This is a genomic window from Pedobacter sp. CFBP9032 (assembly GCF_034045265.1).
Classification (GTDB): Bacteria; Bacteroidota; Bacteroidia; order Sphingobacteriales; family Sphingobacteriaceae; genus Pedobacter.
In genome coordinates this window covers 492,546-513,260 of sequence record NZ_JAXCWE010000002.1, presented here as the reverse complement: position 1 = coordinate 513,260, position 20,715 = coordinate 492,546, and the positions used below count along the sequence as shown (strand labels likewise).

Here is a 20,715-nt window from a genome sequence, read left to right as displayed (position 1 = left end):
AAATGCGTACTCAAATAAATAGAAATAAATTCTACTTAGTGAATAAGTAAATTCAGAAGATAGGGTGAAAAAACTATGCAGATTATTCAGGCCTTAACCAGTTGAAGAATTCTCAAAAGCGGTTAAGTAAGGCATATTTTTTCAAAAATCATGATGCGGTAAGTACCTGGCAGATTTGAAAAATACCTGTTTGTGAAGTGCAGCTAAACTACCCTAAAAGAAGATGTGTTTGTTTATGGCATTGCCTGATGGGAGGGGCTAATCATAAATTTTTATAACATGAATGTTCTAAAGTACATTGGGTTTTTAACATGCCTATTGCTAATGGTAGCATTAATGATGTCTGGCTGCAGAGAAGGCATACGCGATGAAGAAATTAAGGCAGACCTTACCATGAAAGCAAAGGAGGATCTGAATTTTGCCGGGGTGCAATTTTATGTAGAAAATGCCCAGGTTACCCTTTCTGGGAGCTGTCCTACGCTTAAATCCCGCGCCTTGCTCATTCAGAAAATAAAGGCTATCCACGTGGTAGATACCATAATTAATAACCTGGAAATTGCACCTGTTGTTTTAACAACAACATTTGGGTTGAAGCAGGATGTGGATAGTATACTCTCTAAATATCCGACGGTTACGGCATTGGTTACCGATAGCATCGTCGTCATCAAGGGGAAAGTAAAAGATCAGGAGCGTGGGAAGCTGTTGCGTTCACTGGGAGAATTGTCTAATCAGGTGCGCGCTGATCAGTGAGAAAGGAGTCTGTAAAAAGATTTAAACGAGATATAATGAAAAAAGAAGAAATACACTGGGCAGATTGGCACCGGATTTTAATAGGAACCACCCCGGTAGAATTTTTGTTAGAGGTACTGATCCGAACCGTTATCATGTACCTTGTTTTGCTGGTTCTGTTGCGGTTTCTCGGCAAGCGGATGGGTGGGCAACTTACCATTTCCGAGCTTGCCGTAATGCTTACACTTGGTGCCATTATTTCTGTTCCGATGCAAGTGCCGGAGAAAGGTGTGCTACAGGGCGTATTGATTTTGTTAGGCGCGCTGCTTTTTCAGAGAGGGATTACCTACCTCTCGGTGAAATATATCAAAGTGGAGCGGGTTACGGAAGGTCGGGAATCCATTTTGGTTAAAGATGGTGTGCTATTATACCATAAATTGCACGACCTGAGAATTTCAAGGGATCAGATGCTCGCAGTGCTTCGGAATGAGAAGATTTACAACCTCGGCGAAGTTCGCCGGGTGTATCTTGAAGCATGCGGGCTGTTTTCTGTTTTCAAATTTTCCAAGCCAAAGCCTGGTTTAGCCTTATTGCCACCGGGGGATGCAGATGCAGCCACTACCTTCAGCACCTATACGGGGATAGCTGTTTGTAACCGTTGCGGTACGATAGCAACACCGGAAAACGACATCCGGTCTGCGTGTCAGAATTGTAATGCTAATGAATGGACTTCAGCAATAACTTCCAGGTAATATGAAAGAGTACGAAATTAAGCTCAGCGATTTTTATAGAATGCTTATCGGAGAAGTACCGGTTCATTTTTATGTAGAGTCACTTTTCCGTTTAGGAATTATTTACCTCATTTTGATGGTTTCCATGCGCTTGATGGGCAAGCGGATGTCTACACAACTCAGTAGAAACGAGATGGCTGCGGTGGTGTCACTGGCTGCGGCAATCGGGGTACCCCTCATGAATCCTGAAAGGGGTTTGCTACTCTCCGTAGTGATTGCCATGGTTATTATTGGTTTCCAATTCGTGATTTCCAAAATAGCTGCGGCAAATGAAAAATTCGAATCCCTTACGCAGGATAAATACAACATGCTGGTGAAAGATGGTATTTTGAATACCAGTGCCATGCTCAAAACCCGCATAAGCAGAGATCGGGTTTTTGCCCAATTGCGATCGGAAGGCATAAGCCACCTGGGCATGATCAAACGTCTTTATTTTGAAGCCGCCGGAAGCTTCAGTATTTTGAAAGAACCGGGAGAAATAGCGGGTTTGTCTATTCTTCCGAACTGGGATAAATCCCTTTCTTCCGACCTTCATGAATCTGCGGGAACGGAAATTTGCGGCCACTGCGGTGCCCCAAGGGCAGCGGTAGTAACAGGAAGAGACCCGAGCTGTAACAATTGTGGCCGAATGCAGTGGACAATAGCCGTTAAGTGCCGTGAATAAATGATTTTCATCCATTGCTCATAGTCAACTCGCTTTTTACAAAAAATAACCGGCATTAAATGTTGAATCAATTAAACTAAATCATTTCGTTTTATGAATGCAATATCCTTATGGACTGCTGCAGCTGCAGAGGAGCTGTCGCATTCTACTTCATTATTTGATAGGAAACACGCAGGTTACAAATTTAGCGTATCGCTCACTACAGATTCCCTCTGGCTCAAAGCAAATTTCAAGGGAGGGAATAAAATGGCTTTTAGAATGGCCTTTTTTTCTTCTGATTCCACTTCGGTACAAAATGTTAAAGAAAGCGGGTCAGAAGTTGTTTTTTTGCTGGAATCCCTTTCGATGAATTATGAAGTTCGTTTACAGTTTCTCCATCCCGATGCACCTGAATTTCGCTACACCACAACTGTAAAGGCGAAATTTCCGATGTTGATTCCCTTCTGGCCGAAGGATATGCTTCCCCTCACCAAGGCTGGAAAATTGCAAAAGGAGGGAGAGGTTCATGCCGCACAGGTGGGTACGCGTTCTGCAATCCTTTATTTAAGCATGACGAAGCCTAAAACAGGATCTGTTTTTTATTTCCAGAACTTAACGGCACTAAATCCCTTTTTCGAAGCCACTAAAACCTCCGGCGGGGAGGTGGTAGGTGGCAAATGGCCTGAAATTGGATTTTCTCTTCCGGTATTTACCGAAGAAGCATTGCCGGCGAACCAGGATTTCGTAATTTCTGATGCCTTTGTAAAGTTGTCTGATGAAATTCCTGCAGGCGATATAGAAATTACGCAGGGTTTCCTCAATCATCTTGCCGCACTTTATCTGCAAATCCCTAAGCCAGAACCAGAATACCATGAATGGCGGGAAACCGCAAAGAAAGGGATGGATGGAGTGGCAGAACATAAAGGCTGCTGGGCTTTTGCCGATGGCCGCCCATACTTAAATGCCTACCTGTGCGATTATAAAACGCCGCCAGAAGTGATGGTTCAGCTGGCAGTGTTGTTGCCGCTGCTCGAATATTGCGACTGGAAGGGTGAAATGCATAAGATGACAGGCATTATCCGGGATGGATTACCTGCTTTCTTTTCTGAAGAGCTGGGCACAATTGTGCGATGGTTGCCGGCAGCAGCTGGTAATCTGGATCAAAGCGAAGAGCAAAAACAAGAGGGAGTAATGGATTCCTGGTATCTGCACCACCCCTTAACCAACCTAATCCGGCTGGCCGTTAGGGGAGATGATCTGGCGAAAGACCTGGTCGAAAAATCAATTGATTACCCCATCCGGGTGGCTAAACATTTTGATTACAACTGGCCGGTATTTTATGATATGAAAACCTTCGAAGTGCTTAAAGCAGAAACACAACCAGGCGAAGGTGGAGAAAAGGATGTTCCGGGTGCTTATGCAAAAATGTTACTGGAGATGTGGGAGCTTACCGGTGATAAAAAATACATGGATGAGGCCAAAAAGGCCGTTGAGCATTTAAGAGGCCTGGCTTTTGATATTTTTTACCAGGCCAATAACACCGCATTTGCGGCTGTAGCTTTGCTAAGGTTATATAAAAATACGAAGGATAAATCTTATCTGGATTTAAGTTACGCCTGCCTGGCCAGCATATTTAAAAACGTACAGCTTTGGGATTGTAATTACGGCAATGCGAAACATTTCCCTACCTTTTTTGCGGTTTTCCCCCTTAGCGATGCACCATATACAGCAGCTTATGAAGAACAGGAAGTCTACTCCACACTCTATGGTTATCTGTTAGAGTCAGCAGATGTAGAAATCCTTCCGGCCGTAAGGTTGCTCCTGGCAGAGTTTGTGCGGCACGCCATCGGCAGAATGCCTTACTATTTCCCGCCAATGTTACCTGAGAAAATTCTTGCTGAAGAGATAAAAACAGGAGAGATCGACCCTACTTTATGGGTTCCGCTGGAAGACATCCATGACGGCTGGGAACTTTCCGGAGAAGTTGGCCAGGAAGTTTATGGCGCCTGCATCGCCTTTGGAATCGTACCGCGCCAGTACGTCAAAATACTTGGTAGTGAAACAACTATTTTTATCGATTATCCAATCACAGACATCGAGAAACAAGAGGGTAAATCGGTCAAATTCAGGGTGCTTGGCGATGCCAAAATGAACTGCCGTATGATTATTTTTAATCCGGAAGAGCCGGCTAGATGGGAAGTTGCTTTAAGGCAACAACCTCAAAAGAAAGCTAAGGTCCTCGCTGCACAACAGCAGACAAATCATCAACTCGCTTATCAGCTAACCGGAGATTGTATAGTAGAAATCTCCTGTTAATATGCCGGGGCTATGGATCTTCCTTACTTGGATAGTGGCATCCATTGCCCCTAAAGCGGTTGTTTTACCTTTTTTACTGGGGTTGTTCCCGTATTTTAACAGTTCGGTGGCGTAATTCCCGAAGATAAAACCCGTAGTTAACCAATGAACAAAAGCCTTTCGTTGCCAGTTCTCTAAATGCTTGTTTGCGCCAGCAATGAGCCGAGACATTCAATTACTAAATGTTAATATCTATGGACACGTTTACCAAGCGACTAAAAATTTTTACCTGGCATATTCATGGAAGTTATCTCTATTACCTTTCTCAGGGAAATTACGATATCTATATTCCGGTGAATGCCGAAAAAACGGAAGGCTATGTAGGCCGTGGCGAAACGTTTCCCTTCGGCGATAATGTGATTGAGGTGGAAGCTGGTGAAGTGAGAAACCTCGATTTTGATGTCATCTTGTTTCAAACAGATGAAAATTATCTTCAGGATCAGTACGATGTGCTTTCCGAATCCCAGCGTACGCTCCCTAGAATATATGTGGAACATGATCCTCCCTGGGGGCACCCCACAAACGCACCTCATCCGGTAACTGACCCGGAAGTGATGTTAGTGCACGTTACCCATTTTAATAAACTGATGTGGGATGCGCCAGGCCTGGATAGTCGTGTCATAGAACATGGGGTAATGCCGTCTGCCATGCCCTATCAGGGAAAATTAGATAAAGGTATTGTCGTAATCAATAACCTGCCGTTGCGTGGGCGGTTGCTTGGCCTTGATATTTTTGAAAAGGTACGGAAAGAAATTCCGCTTGATTTGGTAGGGATGGGTGCAGAGAAGTATGGAATTGGGGAAATTTTACATCCTCAGCTTCCGGATTTTATTGCACAATACCGCTTCTTTTTCAATCCGATCAGGTACACCAGTTTAGGTTTAGCCGTTTGCGAAGCCATGATGCAGGGTATGCCGATAGTTGGCTTGGCCACTACAGAGATGGCGGTAACCATTAAAAACGGCTACTCCGGATTTATCAATACCAATATTGATCAGCTTGTTAGCGATATGAAAATGCTGCTGAATGAACCGGAAAAAGCTGCAAAAATGGGGCAGAATGCTAAAAAAACGGCTCAGGGCAGATTTAACATTACCCGTTTTGTTACCGATTGGGAAAACGCGTTTCGGGAAGTTGCCGTTAAGGCAATTACCAATTTAACCACTACCTAACTAAAAACCTATGAATAATAAAATTGCGTTTATCAGTGAGCATGCCTCACCTTTAGCACTACTTGGCGGAACGGATAATGGCGGACAGAATGTATACGTAGCAGAAATAGCCACTCAATTGGCAAAAATAGGTTATCAGGTAGATATATTTACAAGGAGAGATGATCTGGTTTCTACGGAGATTACCCAACTTACACCAGGTGTTCGGGTGATTCTGGTAAACGCTGGTCCGGCAGAACCAGTAGCAAAAGAAGAACTACTTCCGTTTATGACTACTTTCAGAAAGGAAATGGAAAGTTTTATTTGTCGTACCAGAGTAGAATACCGTGTAATTCATGCCAACTTTTGGATGTCTGGTTTGGTGGCCATGGAACTTAAAGATAAGTTAAACTTACCTTTCGTAATTACCTTCCATGCGCTCGGTCATATCCGGAAAATCCATCAGAAAGAGTTGGATCGTTTTCCACCGGAAAGGGTGGATATTGAAAGGTCTATTGTTCAGCATGCCAATAAAATTATAGCCGAATGTCCACAGGATGAGCAGGACCTGATCAATTATTATCAGGCAGATCCCCAGAAGATAACCATGATTCCTTGTGGCTTTAATGCTGAAGATTTTTATCCGGTTGCGAAAACCATGTGCAAACAATTGCTATCGCTCAACAGCAATGAAAAAATCATTTTGCAATTAGGTAGAATGGTGCGGCGCAAAGGAATCGACAATGTAATTAAGGCTTTTGCAAAAACGCAATGCAAGCAACCCGTACGTTTAATAGTAGTAGGAGGTGAGCAGTATAACAAGGGAAATGATGCAGAACTGGAGCGTTTAAAGGCATTAAGCGACCAATTAGGAATTACTGATCGAATTAGTTTTGTGGGGAGGAAAAACCGCGACATATTGCGTTATTACTACAGCGCAGCTGATGTTTTCATTACCACACCCTGGTATGAGCCTTTCGGCATTACCCCCTTGGAAGCTATGGCTTGCGGTACGCCAGTTATTGGTTCGAAGGTTGGTGGCATAAAATATACGGTGAAAGATGGTGAAACCGGGTTTTTAGTAAACCCTGATCAGCCGGATGAACTCGCAGAAAAACTATCGCTACTGCTGAATGACGGTAACCTGCTACTGCAGATGAGCGAACAGGCGCTTAAGCACGTGAATGAAAATTTCACATGGGAAAACGTTGCCAGCCAAATGCACAACTGCTACGAAAACATCTGGATTAACCAGGAAAAAATGCGTGAGCAGGAGTTGAGCATGATTAGGGAAGCATTTGCTGAAGGCGCGCGCACATTTGAGCAAACTGCACTTGAACTTGGAGAACTCGTTGCTAAAGCGGGGGACATGATGAGCAAGGCCCTCAAAGCAGGTAATAAAATTTTAGTTTGCGGAAATGGCGGCAGCGCAGCAGAAAGTCAGCATTTTGTAGCAGAGCTTGTCGGAAGATTTGAAATTCCACACCGTAAAGGCTTGCCGGCCATTTCGCTAAATTCTGATATGGCGATCATCACTGCATGGGCCAATGATTTTGGCTATGATGATGTTTTTGCCCGGCAGGTACAGGCATACGGTACCGAGGGAGATATTTTATTGTGCATGAGTACCAGTGGCAATTCAGATAATATTATAAAAGCCATGCAGATGGCGAGAAAGAAAGAAATGCTTTGCATCAGTATGTTGGGTAAAGAAGGTGGCGTAGCTGTTGCCTATGGAGATATCAATCTGGTCATTCCATCTCAAAGTACACAGCGGATTCAGGAAATGCACCTCCACCTGGTCCACTTGCTTTGTACCATCATCGAAAACCGTTTGTTTAACGAGCGCTACACCAACAAAACTGCGGCGAAAGAAAGAACACTTCCTTACAAACTGGCTGAAACCGTTTCAAGGCCGGGATATTACCCATCAGCAGAATTAAATAGCAATTATGGTAGCTAAGAGAGCAATATTTCTGGATAAAGACGGAACATTGATTCCAGATGTTTCTTATAATGTAGATCCGGATCGGATTGTTCTGGCCGATGGCGTAGCGAACGGCTTAACTCAGTTACAAGAAGAATATCTCTTGTTTGTAATCTCCAATCAATCTGGTGTAGCCTTTGGGAAGTTCGAGATTGCTGCGTTAAACCATGTAGAAAACCGGCTCAATCAATTATTAGCTGCCCACGGCGTGAACATTATTGGCTATTATTTTTGCCCGCATCATCCTCAAGGGCATATCCCCGAATATACAAAGGAATGCGATTGCAGAAAACCCAAGCCGGGTTTAATCTTTACAGCTGCAGATGATTATCAGATTGATCTTGCAAATTCATGGATGATCGGCGATATTTTAAACGATGTGGAAGCAGGGAAGTTAGCGGGTTGCCGATCTATCCTCATCAATAACGGAAACGAAACAGAGTGGCTGGTTAACGGAAATCAAAACCGCATTCCGAACCACATCTGTAAAAATTTTGAAGAAGCAACTACTTACATCTTAAAACATGAAGGGAAAATACAACATGTCAAAGGAATATTCCGCTCTTTTTAAGGCTTTTAGAAAAAAGAAAGTGTTGGTTATCGGCGATGTGATACTCGACGTTTATCTGCAGGGAACCTGCAGCAGAATTGCCCCTGAAGCTAGTGTGCCGGTAATTGATTTAACTAAACGTAAAACTTGTTTGGGCGGTGCAGGCAATGTGGTTGCCAACCTGAAAGCCCTTGGTGCCGAAGTTTTTTTTCTTTCAGTAACGGGCAATGACGAACAAGCAGGGCATATTCAGCAATTGTTGCGGGAGTTGGGTGTTTCTGATGGCCTGATAATTCAGAGTCCCACTCGGAAAACGCTCAGTAAAACCCGTGTGAATTCAAATTCTCAAACCATAGTACGCATTGACGAAGGAACGACATCTACCATTTCTACAACCATAGCACAACAGCTGTGCGGTATAATTTCTACATATTTTGATCAGGTTGATGCTATTTTGGTTTCGGATTATGATAAAGGAACAGTTACCCGTGAGGTGATTAATCATCTTGAAAAATTGAATAAAACAGGCAAAAAAGTTATTGCGGCAGATGCGAAAGACCTAAGCCGTTATGCCGGGTTGAGTGCAGATTTTATTAAGCCGAATTACCAGGAAGCTGCTGTGCTGGCTGCTGCAATTCCCGACTTATTCAACCGGAAGGAGAAGGTAGCCCAGTGGGGGAAATTATTGTATAAACGCACTGCGGCGAAACACATTGCTTTAACAATGGATAGTGATGGAGTTGCCTATTTTGAACAGGGAAACTTCAGGTTTCACCAAAATGTACCCCCGGTAGACCGGCCATCTGTAAGTGGTGCCGGCGACACTTTTTTCGCTGCAGGTTTAATGGCTATGATTGCCGGAGCAGAAGCTGAACAGGCATTGGAAATTGCTGCAAGAGCCGCTTTATGTGCCATTCAGGAAGAACATACTGCAGTTTGTAGCCTGGCAACGCTGCAACTACAGTTTTCTACAGGGGGCAAACTGTTGGATAACACAGAAATTATTAATGCAGTAGTAGCTAAATACAAGCAGATGGGCAAGCGGGTGGTGTTTACCAATGGTTGCTTCGATATTCTGCACAGTGGCCATGTAAGCTACCTTAAAGGTGCAAAAAAGCGGGGCGATGTACTTATAGTAGGCTTAAATAATGATGATAGTATCAGAAGGTTAAAAGGATTGCAAAGGCCAATTAATAAGCTTAATGATCGAATCGAGGTGCTGTCTGAACTGAGTTGTATCGATCACATTATCCCTTTCGGCAAACAAGGTGATGATACGCCAATTGCTGTATTGAAGAAGATAAAACCGCATGTTTTTGTAAAGGGTGGAGATTATAAACGCAAATTTTTACCTGAAGAGCAGTTCTTGAAAAAGATTGGCTGCGAAATTGTATTCCTGCCAATGGTTGCCAATCAGTCTACAACCAATGTAATCAGTAGAACATTGCTTTTGCAACAGTGAACGGTATTAATTAGCATGAACTGGAAGAACTGTAAAAATATCTTAATTATCCGGCCAGATAACATGGGAGATTTGCTCATGTCATCTCCGGCAATCAGGGCCATAAAAGAAACATTTGGCTGCCGGATTACAGTCCTCACTTCCAGCATGGGGCAAGCAGTAGCTGGCTTAATTCCAGAAATTGATGAAGTAATCATGATCAATTTACCCTGGTTGAAACTAGCGGAAACAGAAACGCACGAACATTTTTTCGAAATTGTGGAAACGCTGAAAGCGAAAAATTTTGATGGATGCCTGCTTTTTAATGTGTTCAGTCAGAATCCGGCACCCTGCATGATGCTGGCTTTTTTAGCGGGTATTCCGCTGCGGGCAGCTTACTCCAGAGAAAATCTTTATGCTTTGCTTAGCCATTGGCTGATAGATGAGGAGCCCTATTTCTACATCCGGCACCAGGTAAATAGAGACCTCGCACTAGCTGAATTTATTGGTGCGAAGACAGCAGACAAAACCATTAAAATTAAGATACAAAACGAATTTAAGCAGTTAATAAACCGGTTATTTGATTCCAGAGTTAGCCATCAGCGATACTTTATTTTTCATATAGCGGTATCAGAAGAAAAGCGAAGATATCCGGTAAGCGAATGGGTAGCCTTGGGTAAAATGGTCTTAGAAACCTATAAACTACCCATTTTTTTTACCGGTAGTGCAGCCGATGAGCCCTTAATCAATATGGTGCAAAAGCAGGTGGCAAAAAGCCATAACCTGGCTGGTAAGTTGAATATAAATGAGCTGGCCTGTTTGATTAAAAATGCTAAAGCGATGGTGGCCGTAAATACCGGACCGGTACACCTTGCGGCCGCACTTCAAACCCCTGTAGTGGTTTTATATGCCAAAACCAATCCGCAACACTATCCTTGGATGGTAAAAAGCAGAGTACTTTATTTCGAAGTAGATACAAAACTGCGAAGTTTAAACCAGGTATTGAGGTATGTAAATGAGCGGTTAGATGGAGATTCGCCAGATTTTCCAGATGCAGACCGGGTTTTTAAAGCTTTAGGCGCGTTGTTATCTTAACAACATCTCACTAACCGCCTGGGTTACCAGGTGATAATCCGGTGTTTTTTTCCAGTCTAGCGTGGTATGCAGCGACTGGTTAAGCGGCCCCCATCTTTCCGCCTCACCATCCATACTGATAATCACACTTGCGACCTTCAATCCTGCCGAAATGTGCGAAATTCCGGTGCAGTTGGCAATAAGGCCTTTTGAATGCAGAAGCAGTACGCCAAGACTGCCCAAATTGGTTTTTCCAGCAGCAATTACAGGCTCACTCCGCATCAAACCGGCAATTTCATTCACAATTTCCAGCTCACTTTCCGTTCCGGTGAGCACAATCTGGAAACCTTTTGATGCGCAAAAATCTGCAATGGTGGCAAAATGTAAAGGTGGCCATTGTCGCCATTTTCCCCTGGAACCGCCGTGAATACAAATGTATTTATCCATTAAGTTGAAATTTAATTTTTCAAACTCCATTTCATCATCGGGGGTTAGGGGAAATTCCATTCGGGCATCGTCTATTTGAATTCCAAGAAAATCCATTAGCTTAATGTGGCGTAAACTTTCATGGCCATAATTGGGATAATCCATTAACAACTTATTTTCCAGGCGTTCACGTGCGTATATGGAAAAACCCGCCAGCAATTTCGGCTGCAGGTGTAGTAACATCTCATTCACTACAGTGCCGTTTCCCTGCATTTGAATGAGAAGATCGAAATTCTCTGCTTTCATTGCTTCGCAGAATTTATCAAACTTTTGCTGGCTAAATTCTTGTTCCGGTAGCCCGGGATAGCCTGGGAAAGCAATAAAACGGTCAATAATTTCTGGAAAACGTGCAATAAGGGCCTGGCTGGAAGATAGTCCGATAAAACTTATTTCTGCTTTCGGGTAAGTAAGACGGAGGTTTCGCAGGGCTGGAATGGAACATAAAATGTCGCCTAGCTGGAGTGCCCGAAAAATGCAAATCTTTTGGAGTTGTTGAGGTAGTGCCATAATTAAAATAAAAGCTTGCGGTATTTAATACTCCCATAAATGCGCCAATAAATAGAAACAAATGGAATGAGAAGTGAAGTAACAATCATTTCAGAAACGTGTTTAGCAGATTTACTGGTATTTTGCAAACGCTTTACTGCAAAAAAAGCGAGTAATAAAAGGCAGGCCGAAGCCAGGACTTTAGATGATGTTCTTAAACCAAACAACGCAGTAATAACAGATAAACCCAGTAGTGCAACTATTGCATAATAAAACCAAATCGGTTGTGGCTGAATTTTCTGACGGTATAACTGAGGGTGTTTTTTATAGAGCAATACGTCGAAAACACCTTTTTTCTGCTCTTTTAAACTTACGCCCCAATGAGCGTTCCGCACTGGGTGCACCACTATTGCGTCATCGTTGTGGAAAATAGGTACACCCAGCAGGAGCAGTTTAAACTCCAGATCAGAATCTTCGCGCCAGGCCATATTAAAATCCTCATCGAAACCACCTGCAGCAATCAGGGCGCTTTTACTGCAGGCACAATTTGCGGTAATAAAATCGGCATCCTGAAGCCGTGAAGTATTCAACGCAAAATCTGTGGGCCGATCACTGATCGGTACGATGGTACGGCCGGTATAGGCTACCAGATGCTGGGTCCGGTATCGGCTTAAAAACTCTGCAAGCCACTCCTTTTGCGGCAAGCAATCATCGTCTGTAAAAGCAATTAGTTTTGCATTTGCAGAGAGCCAGCCGATATTCCGGGCAGCTGCCGGGCCTTTTTTTGTTTTGGTAAACCGGTAATGCAAATCAAAATTTACCTGTGTACTATAATTTCGTAAAGCACTTTCTGTATCTTCATCAGGGCCGTCGCTCACCACGATAACCTCAAAGTCAGATGCAGAAATGGTTTGGTTCCGCAGGGCATTCAGGCAGTTAAATAATAGTTTCAGCCGCTTGTAAGTTGGTATAACTACGGAGATTTTCTTTTCCATCTTTTTTTGTAATCAAATAAGAACCAATAATTAAAGCATCAAAAGGTGAGGTCCAAAAACATTCCACCGCATCTCTGGGGCTGCATACAATTGGCTTTCCGAGCGTATTAAAAGAGGTATTAACTAAAACCGGCACCCCGGTAATCGCTTTAAAGGCTTTCAGCAGCTGGTAATATTGCGGATGTTGTTGTTCATTAATGGTTTGAATTCTTGCTGTTCCATCGGTGTGTTTCACCGCTGGGATTTGCGACGCTTTTTCCTCTAGTACGTCGTAAATGAACAACATAAAAGGGGAGAACTTTGCATCTTTAAACCAAAGGTGTGCGTCTTCTTCCAGCACCACTGGTGCCACAGGGCGAAAATCTTCGCGGTCTTTCACTTCATTTAACCTGCTTTGCATATCCGGGTGGATGGGCGAAGCAAGAATAGACCGGCTGCCAAGCGCCCTAGGCCCAAATTCCATTCGGCCCTGGTACCAGCCAATAATCTGGTTTTGGGCCAGAAGATTTGCTGTTTCAGTAGCCACATCTTCCATTTTAAGATAAGGTACCTTTGCCCATTCCAGAAAATGTTGTATTTCCTGATCGCTATATTCCGGCCCCCAATAGGCATGGTCCATCACAAATTCTTTCGCGGTTACTTTCCGCTCATTAATATCAACATATAAGGCGGCACCTAAAGCGGTACCCGAATCTCCTGCAGCTGGCTGAACCCAAACGTTGTCAAATTTGCTTAAATCGCGGATCCTGGCATTCAACACACAGTTTAACGCCACTCCGCCTGCTAAAACCAGGTTAGGGGTTTTGGTGGCGTGGTAAAGCCAGTCTACCAGTTTCAATACTGTTTCTTCCAACACAAATTGTAAAGATCTTGCCAGGTCAAAATGGAAAGCGGTAAAAGGCTCATCCTTTAAGCGCATCGAACCAAATCTGCCGACTAAATTTTCATTTTCGATTGTGTATTGTCCGTTTGGTCCTGGCTTAATAATTTCTCTAAATTGGTCTATAAACCGTGGTTCCCCGTAGGATGCAAGCGCCATTACTTTATATTCATCAGAAGAATGCAGGAAGCCCAGATGTGTAGTTACGCGTTCATACAGCAGGCCAAGTGAGTGCGGCAGATCTACCTGATTGATGCGCAGCATTTCTGTGTCACGACCAATACCATAGGTGGTTGAGGCCACTTCACCACGTCCATCGAGCGTTAAAATTGCAGCCTCATCATAAGGTGAAGGGAAGAAAGCGCTGGCGGCATGTGCCGTATGATGATCTACAAAATGCCATTCCCAATCGGTTGTCTTAGCGCCAAAAAAACGCTTTTGCAAATGGTGAGGCCAGCCGTCTGCCAGTTGCGCGGGCGCATTTAAAATAGAAGATATAAAAAGATTTTCCCATGGATTTTTTTCTCCTTGCTGTGTTGCTGTTTGGGGATAAAAAGGAATTTCGCATGTAGCAGAACCTTTTGCCTGCTCGCTTATCACCAGGGCAGGATCGAACGAGTAAGCAATATGATCTACCTCTTTGAGATGGATGCCTGCAACTTTTAAACAATAATCAATGGCGTGAAAAGGCAGTTCATAAGTATTAAAGGGGATTGGTCGCTTGCCATGTTTTACATGGGTAAAACGTTCATCTTCTGCTGCTGCGAGAAGTTTGCCATCTTTAATAATACAGGCAGATGAGTCATGAAAGACCGCATTAATTCCAAGTGTATACATAGTAAATCGTCTGATTGAAGGAATGGTAATGCTATCAGAACAGGATAGTAAGGAGATGAGATTTACTTTTTTGGCAAACCCGTATAAACGCAAAAGCCATGCGTATTTTTACCTGAATAGTATTGTACTCCTTAAAGGTTTAAACATTTATCCTTATTTTCATGTTTTTCAAAGAGATTTCCATTAGAAACGGAGATTTCAAAATGGAACTTTTTATAAAATAGATTGATTAATATATGGTAAAGATTATTATCGCTGATGATCAAAATTTGGTTCGAAACGGTATTAGTTTGCTTCTTAATACCATACAAGACTTTAATGTGGTCGGGGAAGCAGTAAATGGAAGAGGCGTGTTGGATTTACTAGCTAGAGGGGTTGAGGCTGACATGGTAATTATCGATCTCAAAATCCTGATTACGGAGGGATTTGAATTAATTACTTCTTTTAAAGCTGCCCGAAGCGTTATTAAAACAGTAGTCCTGGCAGAAACGCCTGATGAATCTGACTTATTTAAATCTTTCGATGCCGGAACGACAGGCTATCTGTTAAAATCTGTAAGTGCCCAGGAATTTACTTTTGCATTAAAACATGTAGCGAAGGAGGGCCGGTATTTATGTTCGGAACTAAGCAATATGTTACTGGATAACAAAATAAACAACAGTATGCATAGTCTACGAGCAGTTAGTGATATTGTATTTACTTCGCGTGAGCTGGAAATACTGGACCTGATTGCAAAAGGATGTACCAATAATGAAATTGCAGAACGACTTTTTATCAGTCGGCGAACGGTAGAAGGACATCGCCAAAGCCTGATTGATAAAACAAAATCACGAAATACCGCTGAGCTGGTTGGTTTCTCGTATCGGTTTGGTTTGCTGACGGCGTAGGGCATTCCGGGATTTATCTTAATTAAATCAGCGATCTTACTTCTGTTTGATAATTTTTTAAATTAATAGTTTTCTCCCTGTAAACGGGAACAATTTAAATATGAGGAGGATTGCGTACCGGGATCAAAAACTCTTCCGACCTGGAGAGAATTGATACTTTAAGGTCTCTGATGGTGATTCTTTTTTCATGGTCGAAGTTAGTGATGTTACTGCCGTAGCTTTGTTTACCATCTACGATGATGATTACTCCAGAACCAATTACTTTAGCTTTTCTTCCTTCGCTGATGACGATGGCTGTATCTTCTTCAATCCCAATCCCTATGCAGGCTGGGTTTGTAGCAATTACCTGGGCCATCCTTACAAAACGCCCGCGGTGAACAAAATGCGTATCAATACAAACATTTTTTAGAAATTCGAAACCTGTTGTGGTTTTTACGTCTGCAGCAACCATTTCTGCTTCACCGCTGCCTTCAAAAATCATCGGAGTAGACATCGCCATTGCGCCGGCGCTGGTGCCACCGATTACGAGGCCATCGTTTATATAGCGTTCTTTGAGCACAGTCATCATTTCAGTACCGCCGTAAATAGCTGTAAGTTTAAGCTGGTCTCCTCCAGAAAAGAAGATGCCATTCGCCTCATCCGTTTTTTCGCGAAATTGCATGTCTTCCGGATCCCTGGAATCGTGGTGAAGGTGCCTTGTTTCTTTGGCGCCCAGGCTTAAAAAACACCTGGTGTACTCGTCAAAAGTTTCATTCACTGCTTCTTGTCCCGCGGTTGTGATAATCAAAATGACCGGTGCTTCTCCGCACAGCTTCACAAATTCTTCCAGCACCTTCTTGCCAGGTTCGCTGGTATTGTTTATAGCGGTATCGGTCTTGTTCTCGGCACCACCAATAATGATTAATTTTCCTTTAGGAACGGCACAGTTTTCTTCAATTGTTTTATCCATAAGATAGATGATCTCAATATTCTTTAAAGCAGAGCGGTAAATATTAATTACAGTTTATCTGGTAACTGCTAAGCTGGCTATTCTATTCAGAATCGGTTAAGACAAATCCACTTTTTCTAGTTCTTTTGTTGGCGGGCCGGTTATGACTTCACCAGAAACAGAAAAACGACCACCATGGCAAGGGCAATCCCACGATTTTTCCACGTTATTCCAGTTCACGATGCATCCCGCATGTGTGCAAACAGGTCTTAGCGCGGTAACTGCGCCGTCTGCATCTTTGTAAATGGCAAGCTTTTCGTCATCAAAATCTACTATTTTGCCTTCCTCCAATTTGAGTTCACTGGTAGATTCAATAAGCTTTGCCCCAAAACGATCAGCTACAAAACGATAGGCCACATCTGCGTTTTCTTTTACAAATTCAGTGAATCCGGATATCGGTTTTAATCTGGAAGGGCTCAATAACTTAGCCAATTCATTTTCTTTATTTAAGATTAAATCACTAATAATCCGGGCAGACAGGTTGCTGAATATCATGCCGTTCCCGTTAAATCCTGTGGCCACATAAGTATGCTCATCGCCACCGGGAAGCTGACCGATATAAGGTAAACCATCTACCGGAACATAATATTGAGACGACCATTTATAATCAATCGTTGCAACCTTAAAATTTGCTCTGGCATAATTTTCCAACTCGCTAAATGCTGTTACAGGATCTTCATGACCTGTTTTATGATCAGCTCCACCAATTAATAAATATGGCTTCCCATCAATTTCATGGCTCCTGAAATAATGATAGGGCTCTTTCATATCATAAGAAAGGCAGTCTGGATAGTTCCCATCCTGCAGGGTTAGCGCCAGGACATAACTCCGGTAGGGCGCATTGCGAAGGGAAAGTAAATTAATGCCTGGCGGAATATGAGTGGCCCAAACCAGCGACTTGGCATGGATAATTAGATTTCCGGCGGTAGCCTGATGAACTCCATCTGTAAAGGTTGTGGTTTCTACCATTGCGCCACTGATGATCTTTCCGCCCAGACGTTGAAATTCGCTGGCAAGCCCGTTAATATATTTAATCGGATGAAACTGTGCTTGCTGATCAAACTTCAATGCGCGTGTAAAGTCAATTGGTAATCCGTTGGTAGTTGATTCGCTAACTGCTACACCCGCTTTCTGAGAAGATTCTAAAATTTGCTGCAATTCTTCATCTTCCTCATCGTTTTGCGAAAAAAGATAACCGTCCTTATATTCAAAATCGGCATCAATATTTAGCTCATCAATATTCAATTTTATATTTTCAATTACATTTCGTGTAGCTTCTGCAATCATTTTCGAAGCATCCTGGCTGAAGTCGCTATCTATTTCAGGGTAGGTGGAATCGAGAAAAGTATTCAGGTGTGCACTGGTACCTCCTGTGGTACCATAACCCAGGTTTTTCGCTTCCACCAGGATACATTGCTTTCCTGCGCGCTGAAGCGTCAGCGCTGTAGTGATTCCTGTAATGCCACCACCAATAATCAAAACATCATACACTTTTTCGATACCTTGGCTTTGAAAGGGCTGTGATAAAGATGCCGACTGCCAAAGACTTTCCCTGAAACCGTCGCGCTTATTGTTCTCCAATTGATCTGTTTTCATTTTATTAGTTGATTTTTATCAGAGGCAGAGTAAAAGGAAATCCGTCCTCTTCCATGTTTACAGGTTGTGTGTTAATAAACAGGTAAATATTTCCATTGGTTTAGCATTTCTATGGTTTCGGATTTAATAGCGCTGTTTATCAGTAAATTAAGGTGTGGTCATTTTCCGGTTTCCAGGTTGGGTGCATCTACTGGCTTGGATTCTGGCGAGCCTTTCTGCCGGAGAAAAATAGTAAAGATAACGATGGAGGCAACAGATAAAAACTCACTCTGCCAGTTTTGAAAAGTTTCAAACCAGAAATCGGCCTCGCCGATATAGGCCATTACCGTTTGGCGAACTTCTCCTTTAATTCCACGGGCCACGTTGTGATCCTGCCAACTTCCGTAGAAGTGCAACCCCCAGCTAAAGAGAAAGAGAATTACAAATAGAATAGAAAGTGAATTGGAGTAAATTTTTAAAATCCAACCGCCTTTTTTTACCGGCCAGGGTGCCGCTGGAGATGGTGTAGGTTCACGGTCTACCGCTTCTTTACCTTCTATTTTTTTAGATTCTGCAGAGCCAATTTGTCGGAGGGAAATGGTTAACATTACATAAAGTGCCATTTGTAAAAATTCACTTTCAAAATTTTCAAAGGTGGCAGATATGAAGTGACCACTGCATAGATAAGTGGAGAATGGAACGGCAGCAGTATGCAAATCTTCCAATTCTGAATTATGGACTTTCCATCCGGTAACGGCTTGTGCGCCCAGGGTAATCAGAAATAACAAAATAAAACAAACCGACAAACCATTTCTGTAGAACCATTTTTTCTTTTTTATATTTTCGACGTTATTCATAATATCGATCAATTGAGGGATTGAAGGTAATTTTTCAGCAATTCACCACATCTTTCTACCGTACACTCCACAATCTCTTCTCTTTCTCCATCGAAATTTAATCGCTCACTAAAAATGGTGTCATTATTCCTGGTACCGCAAATAAACATGGTGCCTACTGGTTTTTCCTTTGTTTCGCTGCCTCCCGGACAGGTTAATCCTGTTACTCCAATTTGGATATCGGAAGGAATTGCCTTTGCTAATCCAACTGCGATGGCTTTGGTAACCTCCATTGATTCGGGTGTGAAATCTTCAATCAATTGATGTTCAACATAGAGGAGATCTTCTTTTACGCAGGCATCATAACAGGCAATGCCACCCTTTAAAAATTTTCCTGCATCTGTAATCATCGAGAACTCAGCAGTGAGGCGGCCAGCTGTTGCACTTTCTGCAAAAGCTACAGTTAATTGCTTTTCAATGAGCATATTGCCCACTTCTTTCATGATTTCGCTCGTCATTATTGAAAAATATTTTACTAATAGTGATTAATCTGTAGTCTTAATTTCCAGAACACAAGTTTATCACCACTTGTTTTGTGAAGTGTTTTAAAACCCTTAGGAATATTATAGGGCTTTACTGACGATTTTAAAATCTGCTGAGGCACAAAGGGTAAATTTTAAAGCGTATAATTTTGGATCGGGTTTTAATTACGTGATTTCTTTCAGTAGTTATACGTGATTTACATTTGGCTGCTATTTTAACTAAACAAGCCAGTTAAAAAGCGTGTTGCCTCTTCTAAGCTGGCGAGCGTAATGGACAATCGAAACTACTTAGCCGATTGTAAATCCACGCCAACATCCCTCACTCCATTAGTTATGATAGAAAATAAACAATATGACTTTCTGATAGTAGGAAGTGGCCTTTACGGATGCGTTTTTGCACATGAGGCAAACAAGAGGGGAAAGCGGTGTCTTATCATTGATAAAAGAAAACATTCTGGCGGAAATATTCACTGTGAAGAAGTAGAAGGAATTAATGTGCATCAATATGGCGCGCATATTTTTCATACTAATGATAAGGGGATTTGGGATTATGTAAACCAGTTTGTGGCATTTAATCGCTATACAAATAGTCCCGTAGCTAATTATAAGGGCGAATTTTACAACCTTCCTTTTAACATGAACACCTTTTATCAGCTTTGGAAGGTGAAAACCCCTGCAGAAGCGATGGATAAAATTCAATCTCAGGTAGAAGCATCTAAGGTAGACGCTCCGGCCAATCTCCGCGAACAAGCCCTTTCGCTGGTAGGTACAGATATTTACGAGAAACTTATTAAAGGTTATACCGAAAAGCAATGGGGCAGGCCAGCAGAAGAATTGCCCGCCTTTATTATTAAACGGCTGCCTATGCGCTTTACTTATGATAACAATTACTTTGATGATAAATACCAGGGCGTACCCATTGGTGGTTATAATAAATTAACCATGGGTTTGCTTAAGGGAATTGATGTCAAGCTCGAAACAGATTATTTCTCCGCCCGCGAAAAATGGGATCAGATTGCCAACCGTGTAGTGTTTACCGGTAACATTGATCAGTTTTATAATTATCGTTTTGGAAGGCTGGAGTACCGGAGCCTCCGTTTTGAGCATCAGGTTTACGATACGGCAAACCACCAGGGCAATGCGGTTATTAATTACACTGAACGTGATATTCCTTATACCCGAACCATTGAGCATAAACATTTTGAATTTGGAAAACAGCCTAAAACGGTAGTTACAGCAGAATATCCAGAAGAATGGACGCCAGAAAAAGAAGCTTATTATCCCATAAACGATGAGCGCAACATGAAGATCTTTAACGAGTATAATGCGCTTTCTAAACTGGAAACCCGCACGCTTTTCGGTGGAAGATTAGCCACCTATAAATATTATGATATGCACCAGGTAATTGCTGCGGCCTTACATGCTGTAGCTGTTCATTTTGATGAAAAACCTGTTAACCAACAAAATTAAACCACTAAACAT

19 protein-coding genes are annotated in these 20,715 nt (G+C 42.5%); 11 read left to right on the top strand and 8 right to left on the bottom strand.

Translation table 11 applies throughout. From position 1 onward, the window contains the following. Positions 1-324: 324 nt before the first annotated feature. The 4 genes from SOM16_RS05995 (at position 325) to SOM16_RS05980 (ending at position 4,479) form a co-directional block, all read left to right on the top strand. The gene (locus tag SOM16_RS05995) at positions 325-750 is read left to right on the top strand and encodes a BON domain-containing protein (protein ID WP_320463080.1); all 426 of its coding nucleotides are present in this window, start codon (positions 325-327) and stop codon (positions 748-750) included. A gap of 35 nt (positions 751-785) precedes the next feature. Next, positions 786-1,481 (top strand): DUF421 domain-containing protein, encoded by a 696-nt coding sequence (locus SOM16_RS05990; protein WP_320463079.1) that lies wholly within the window; start codon positions 786-788, stop codon positions 1,479-1,481. A gap of 1 nt (position 1,482) precedes the next feature. Next, positions 1,483-2,184 carry a DUF421 domain-containing protein gene (locus SOM16_RS05985; protein WP_320463078.1) on the top strand — a complete coding sequence of 234 codons (702 nt, stop codon included), beginning with the start codon at positions 1,483-1,485 and terminating at the stop codon, positions 2,182-2,184. Between the two features lie 93 nt (positions 2,185-2,277). Beyond that, positions 2,278-4,479 carry a hypothetical protein gene (locus tag SOM16_RS05980; RefSeq protein ID WP_320463077.1) on the top strand — a complete coding sequence of 734 codons (2,202 nt, stop codon included), beginning with the start codon at positions 2,278-2,280 and terminating at the stop codon, positions 4,477-4,479. Here the strand turns inward: SOM16_RS05980 and SOM16_RS05975 are convergent. Next, positions 4,444-4,689 carry a hypothetical protein gene (locus tag SOM16_RS05975; RefSeq protein ID WP_320463076.1) on the bottom strand — a complete coding sequence of 82 codons (246 nt, stop codon included), beginning with the start codon at positions 4,687-4,689 and terminating at the stop codon, positions 4,444-4,446. The genes SOM16_RS05980 and SOM16_RS05975 overlap by 36 nt on opposite strands. A 23-nt stretch (positions 4,690-4,712) precedes the next feature. Here SOM16_RS05975 and SOM16_RS05970 point away from each other — a divergent pair, with 23 nt between their 5' ends. From SOM16_RS05970 to SOM16_RS05950, 5 genes are read left to right on the top strand one after another with little or no spacing between them, the layout of a single operon-like run. Then, complete coding sequence (locus SOM16_RS05970) at positions 4,713-5,690, top strand: glycosyltransferase family 4 protein (RefSeq protein WP_320463075.1); 978 nt, start codon at positions 4,713-4,715, stop codon at positions 5,688-5,690. A gap of 10 nt (positions 5,691-5,700) precedes the next feature. Continuing rightward, on the top strand, positions 5,701-7,632 hold the full coding sequence (locus SOM16_RS05965) for a glycosyltransferase (protein WP_320463074.1): 1,932 nt from the start codon (positions 5,701-5,703) through the stop codon (positions 7,630-7,632). Further along, positions 7,622-8,227, top strand: coding sequence for an HAD family hydrolase (locus SOM16_RS05960; protein WP_320463073.1), 606 nt, complete (start codon positions 7,622-7,624; stop codon positions 8,225-8,227). The genes SOM16_RS05965 and SOM16_RS05960 overlap by 11 nt, the downstream gene beginning before the upstream one ends. Next, complete coding sequence (locus tag SOM16_RS05955) at positions 8,181-9,668, top strand: PfkB family carbohydrate kinase (protein ID WP_320463072.1); 1,488 nt, start codon at positions 8,181-8,183, stop codon at positions 9,666-9,668. Before SOM16_RS05960 ends, SOM16_RS05955 begins: the two co-directional genes overlap by 47 nt. Positions 9,669-9,683: 15 nt before the next feature. Next, positions 9,684-10,742 carry a glycosyltransferase family 9 protein gene (locus SOM16_RS05950; RefSeq protein ID WP_320463071.1) on the top strand — a complete coding sequence of 353 codons (1,059 nt, stop codon included), beginning with the start codon at positions 9,684-9,686 and terminating at the stop codon, positions 10,740-10,742. Here the strand turns inward: SOM16_RS05950 and SOM16_RS05945 are convergent. Genes SOM16_RS05945 through SOM16_RS05935 form a run of 3 tightly spaced genes read right to left on the bottom strand, consistent with a single transcriptional unit; the run spans position 10,734 to position 14,405 of the window. Then, positions 10,734-11,714 (bottom strand): glycosyltransferase family 9 protein, encoded by a 981-nt coding sequence (locus tag SOM16_RS05945; protein ID WP_320463070.1) that lies wholly within the window; start codon positions 11,712-11,714, stop codon positions 10,734-10,736. The two genes, SOM16_RS05950 and SOM16_RS05945, sit on opposite strands and share 9 nt — an antisense overlap. Before the next feature lie 2 nt (positions 11,715-11,716). Then, a complete protein-coding gene (locus tag SOM16_RS05940; protein ID WP_320463069.1) occupies positions 11,717-12,688 on the bottom strand; it encodes a glycosyltransferase family A protein in 972 nt (323 codons plus the stop codon). After that, a complete protein-coding gene (locus tag SOM16_RS05935) occupies positions 12,630-14,405 on the bottom strand; it encodes a carbamoyltransferase family protein (protein ID WP_320463068.1) in 1,776 nt (591 codons plus the stop codon). Before SOM16_RS05935 ends, SOM16_RS05940 begins: the two co-directional genes overlap by 59 nt. A gap of 236 nt (positions 14,406-14,641) precedes the next feature. Between SOM16_RS05935 and SOM16_RS05930 the strand changes: the two genes are divergently transcribed. After that, complete coding sequence (locus SOM16_RS05930) at positions 14,642-15,292, top strand: response regulator transcription factor (protein WP_320463067.1); 651 nt, start codon at positions 14,642-14,644, stop codon at positions 15,290-15,292. A 94-nt stretch (positions 15,293-15,386) separates the two neighbouring features. Here the strand turns inward: SOM16_RS05930 and SOM16_RS05925 are convergent, their stop codons facing one another. The 4 genes from SOM16_RS05925 to SOM16_RS05910 all read right to left on the bottom strand — a co-directional run bounded on the left by SOM16_RS05925 (position 15,387) and on the right by SOM16_RS05910 (position 19,209). Next, positions 15,387-16,241: a cyanophycinase gene (locus SOM16_RS05925; RefSeq protein WP_320463066.1), complete on the bottom strand. Its 855-nt coding sequence runs from the start codon at positions 16,239-16,241 to the stop codon at positions 15,387-15,389. A gap of 96 nt (positions 16,242-16,337) precedes the next feature. Beyond that, complete coding sequence (locus SOM16_RS05920; protein WP_320463065.1) at positions 16,338-17,876, bottom strand: FAD-dependent oxidoreductase; 1,539 nt, start codon at positions 17,874-17,876, stop codon at positions 16,338-16,340. Between the two features lie 158 nt (positions 17,877-18,034). Further along, entirely contained in the window at positions 18,035-18,712 is a 678-nt protein-coding gene (locus SOM16_RS05915; protein WP_320463064.1) for a DUF6766 family protein, read from the bottom strand. Between the two features lie 8 nt (positions 18,713-18,720). Then, a complete protein-coding gene (locus SOM16_RS05910; protein WP_320463063.1) occupies positions 18,721-19,209 on the bottom strand; it encodes a CinA family protein in 489 nt (162 codons plus the stop codon). 357 nt (positions 19,210-19,566) lie between these two features. On the opposite strand from SOM16_RS05910, the gene glf reads away from it, so the two are divergent. Continuing rightward, on the top strand, positions 19,567-20,703 hold the full coding sequence (gene glf / locus SOM16_RS05905) for a UDP-galactopyranose mutase (protein WP_320463062.1): 1,137 nt from the start codon (positions 19,567-19,569) through the stop codon (positions 20,701-20,703). Positions 20,704-20,715: the final 12 nt, after the last annotated feature.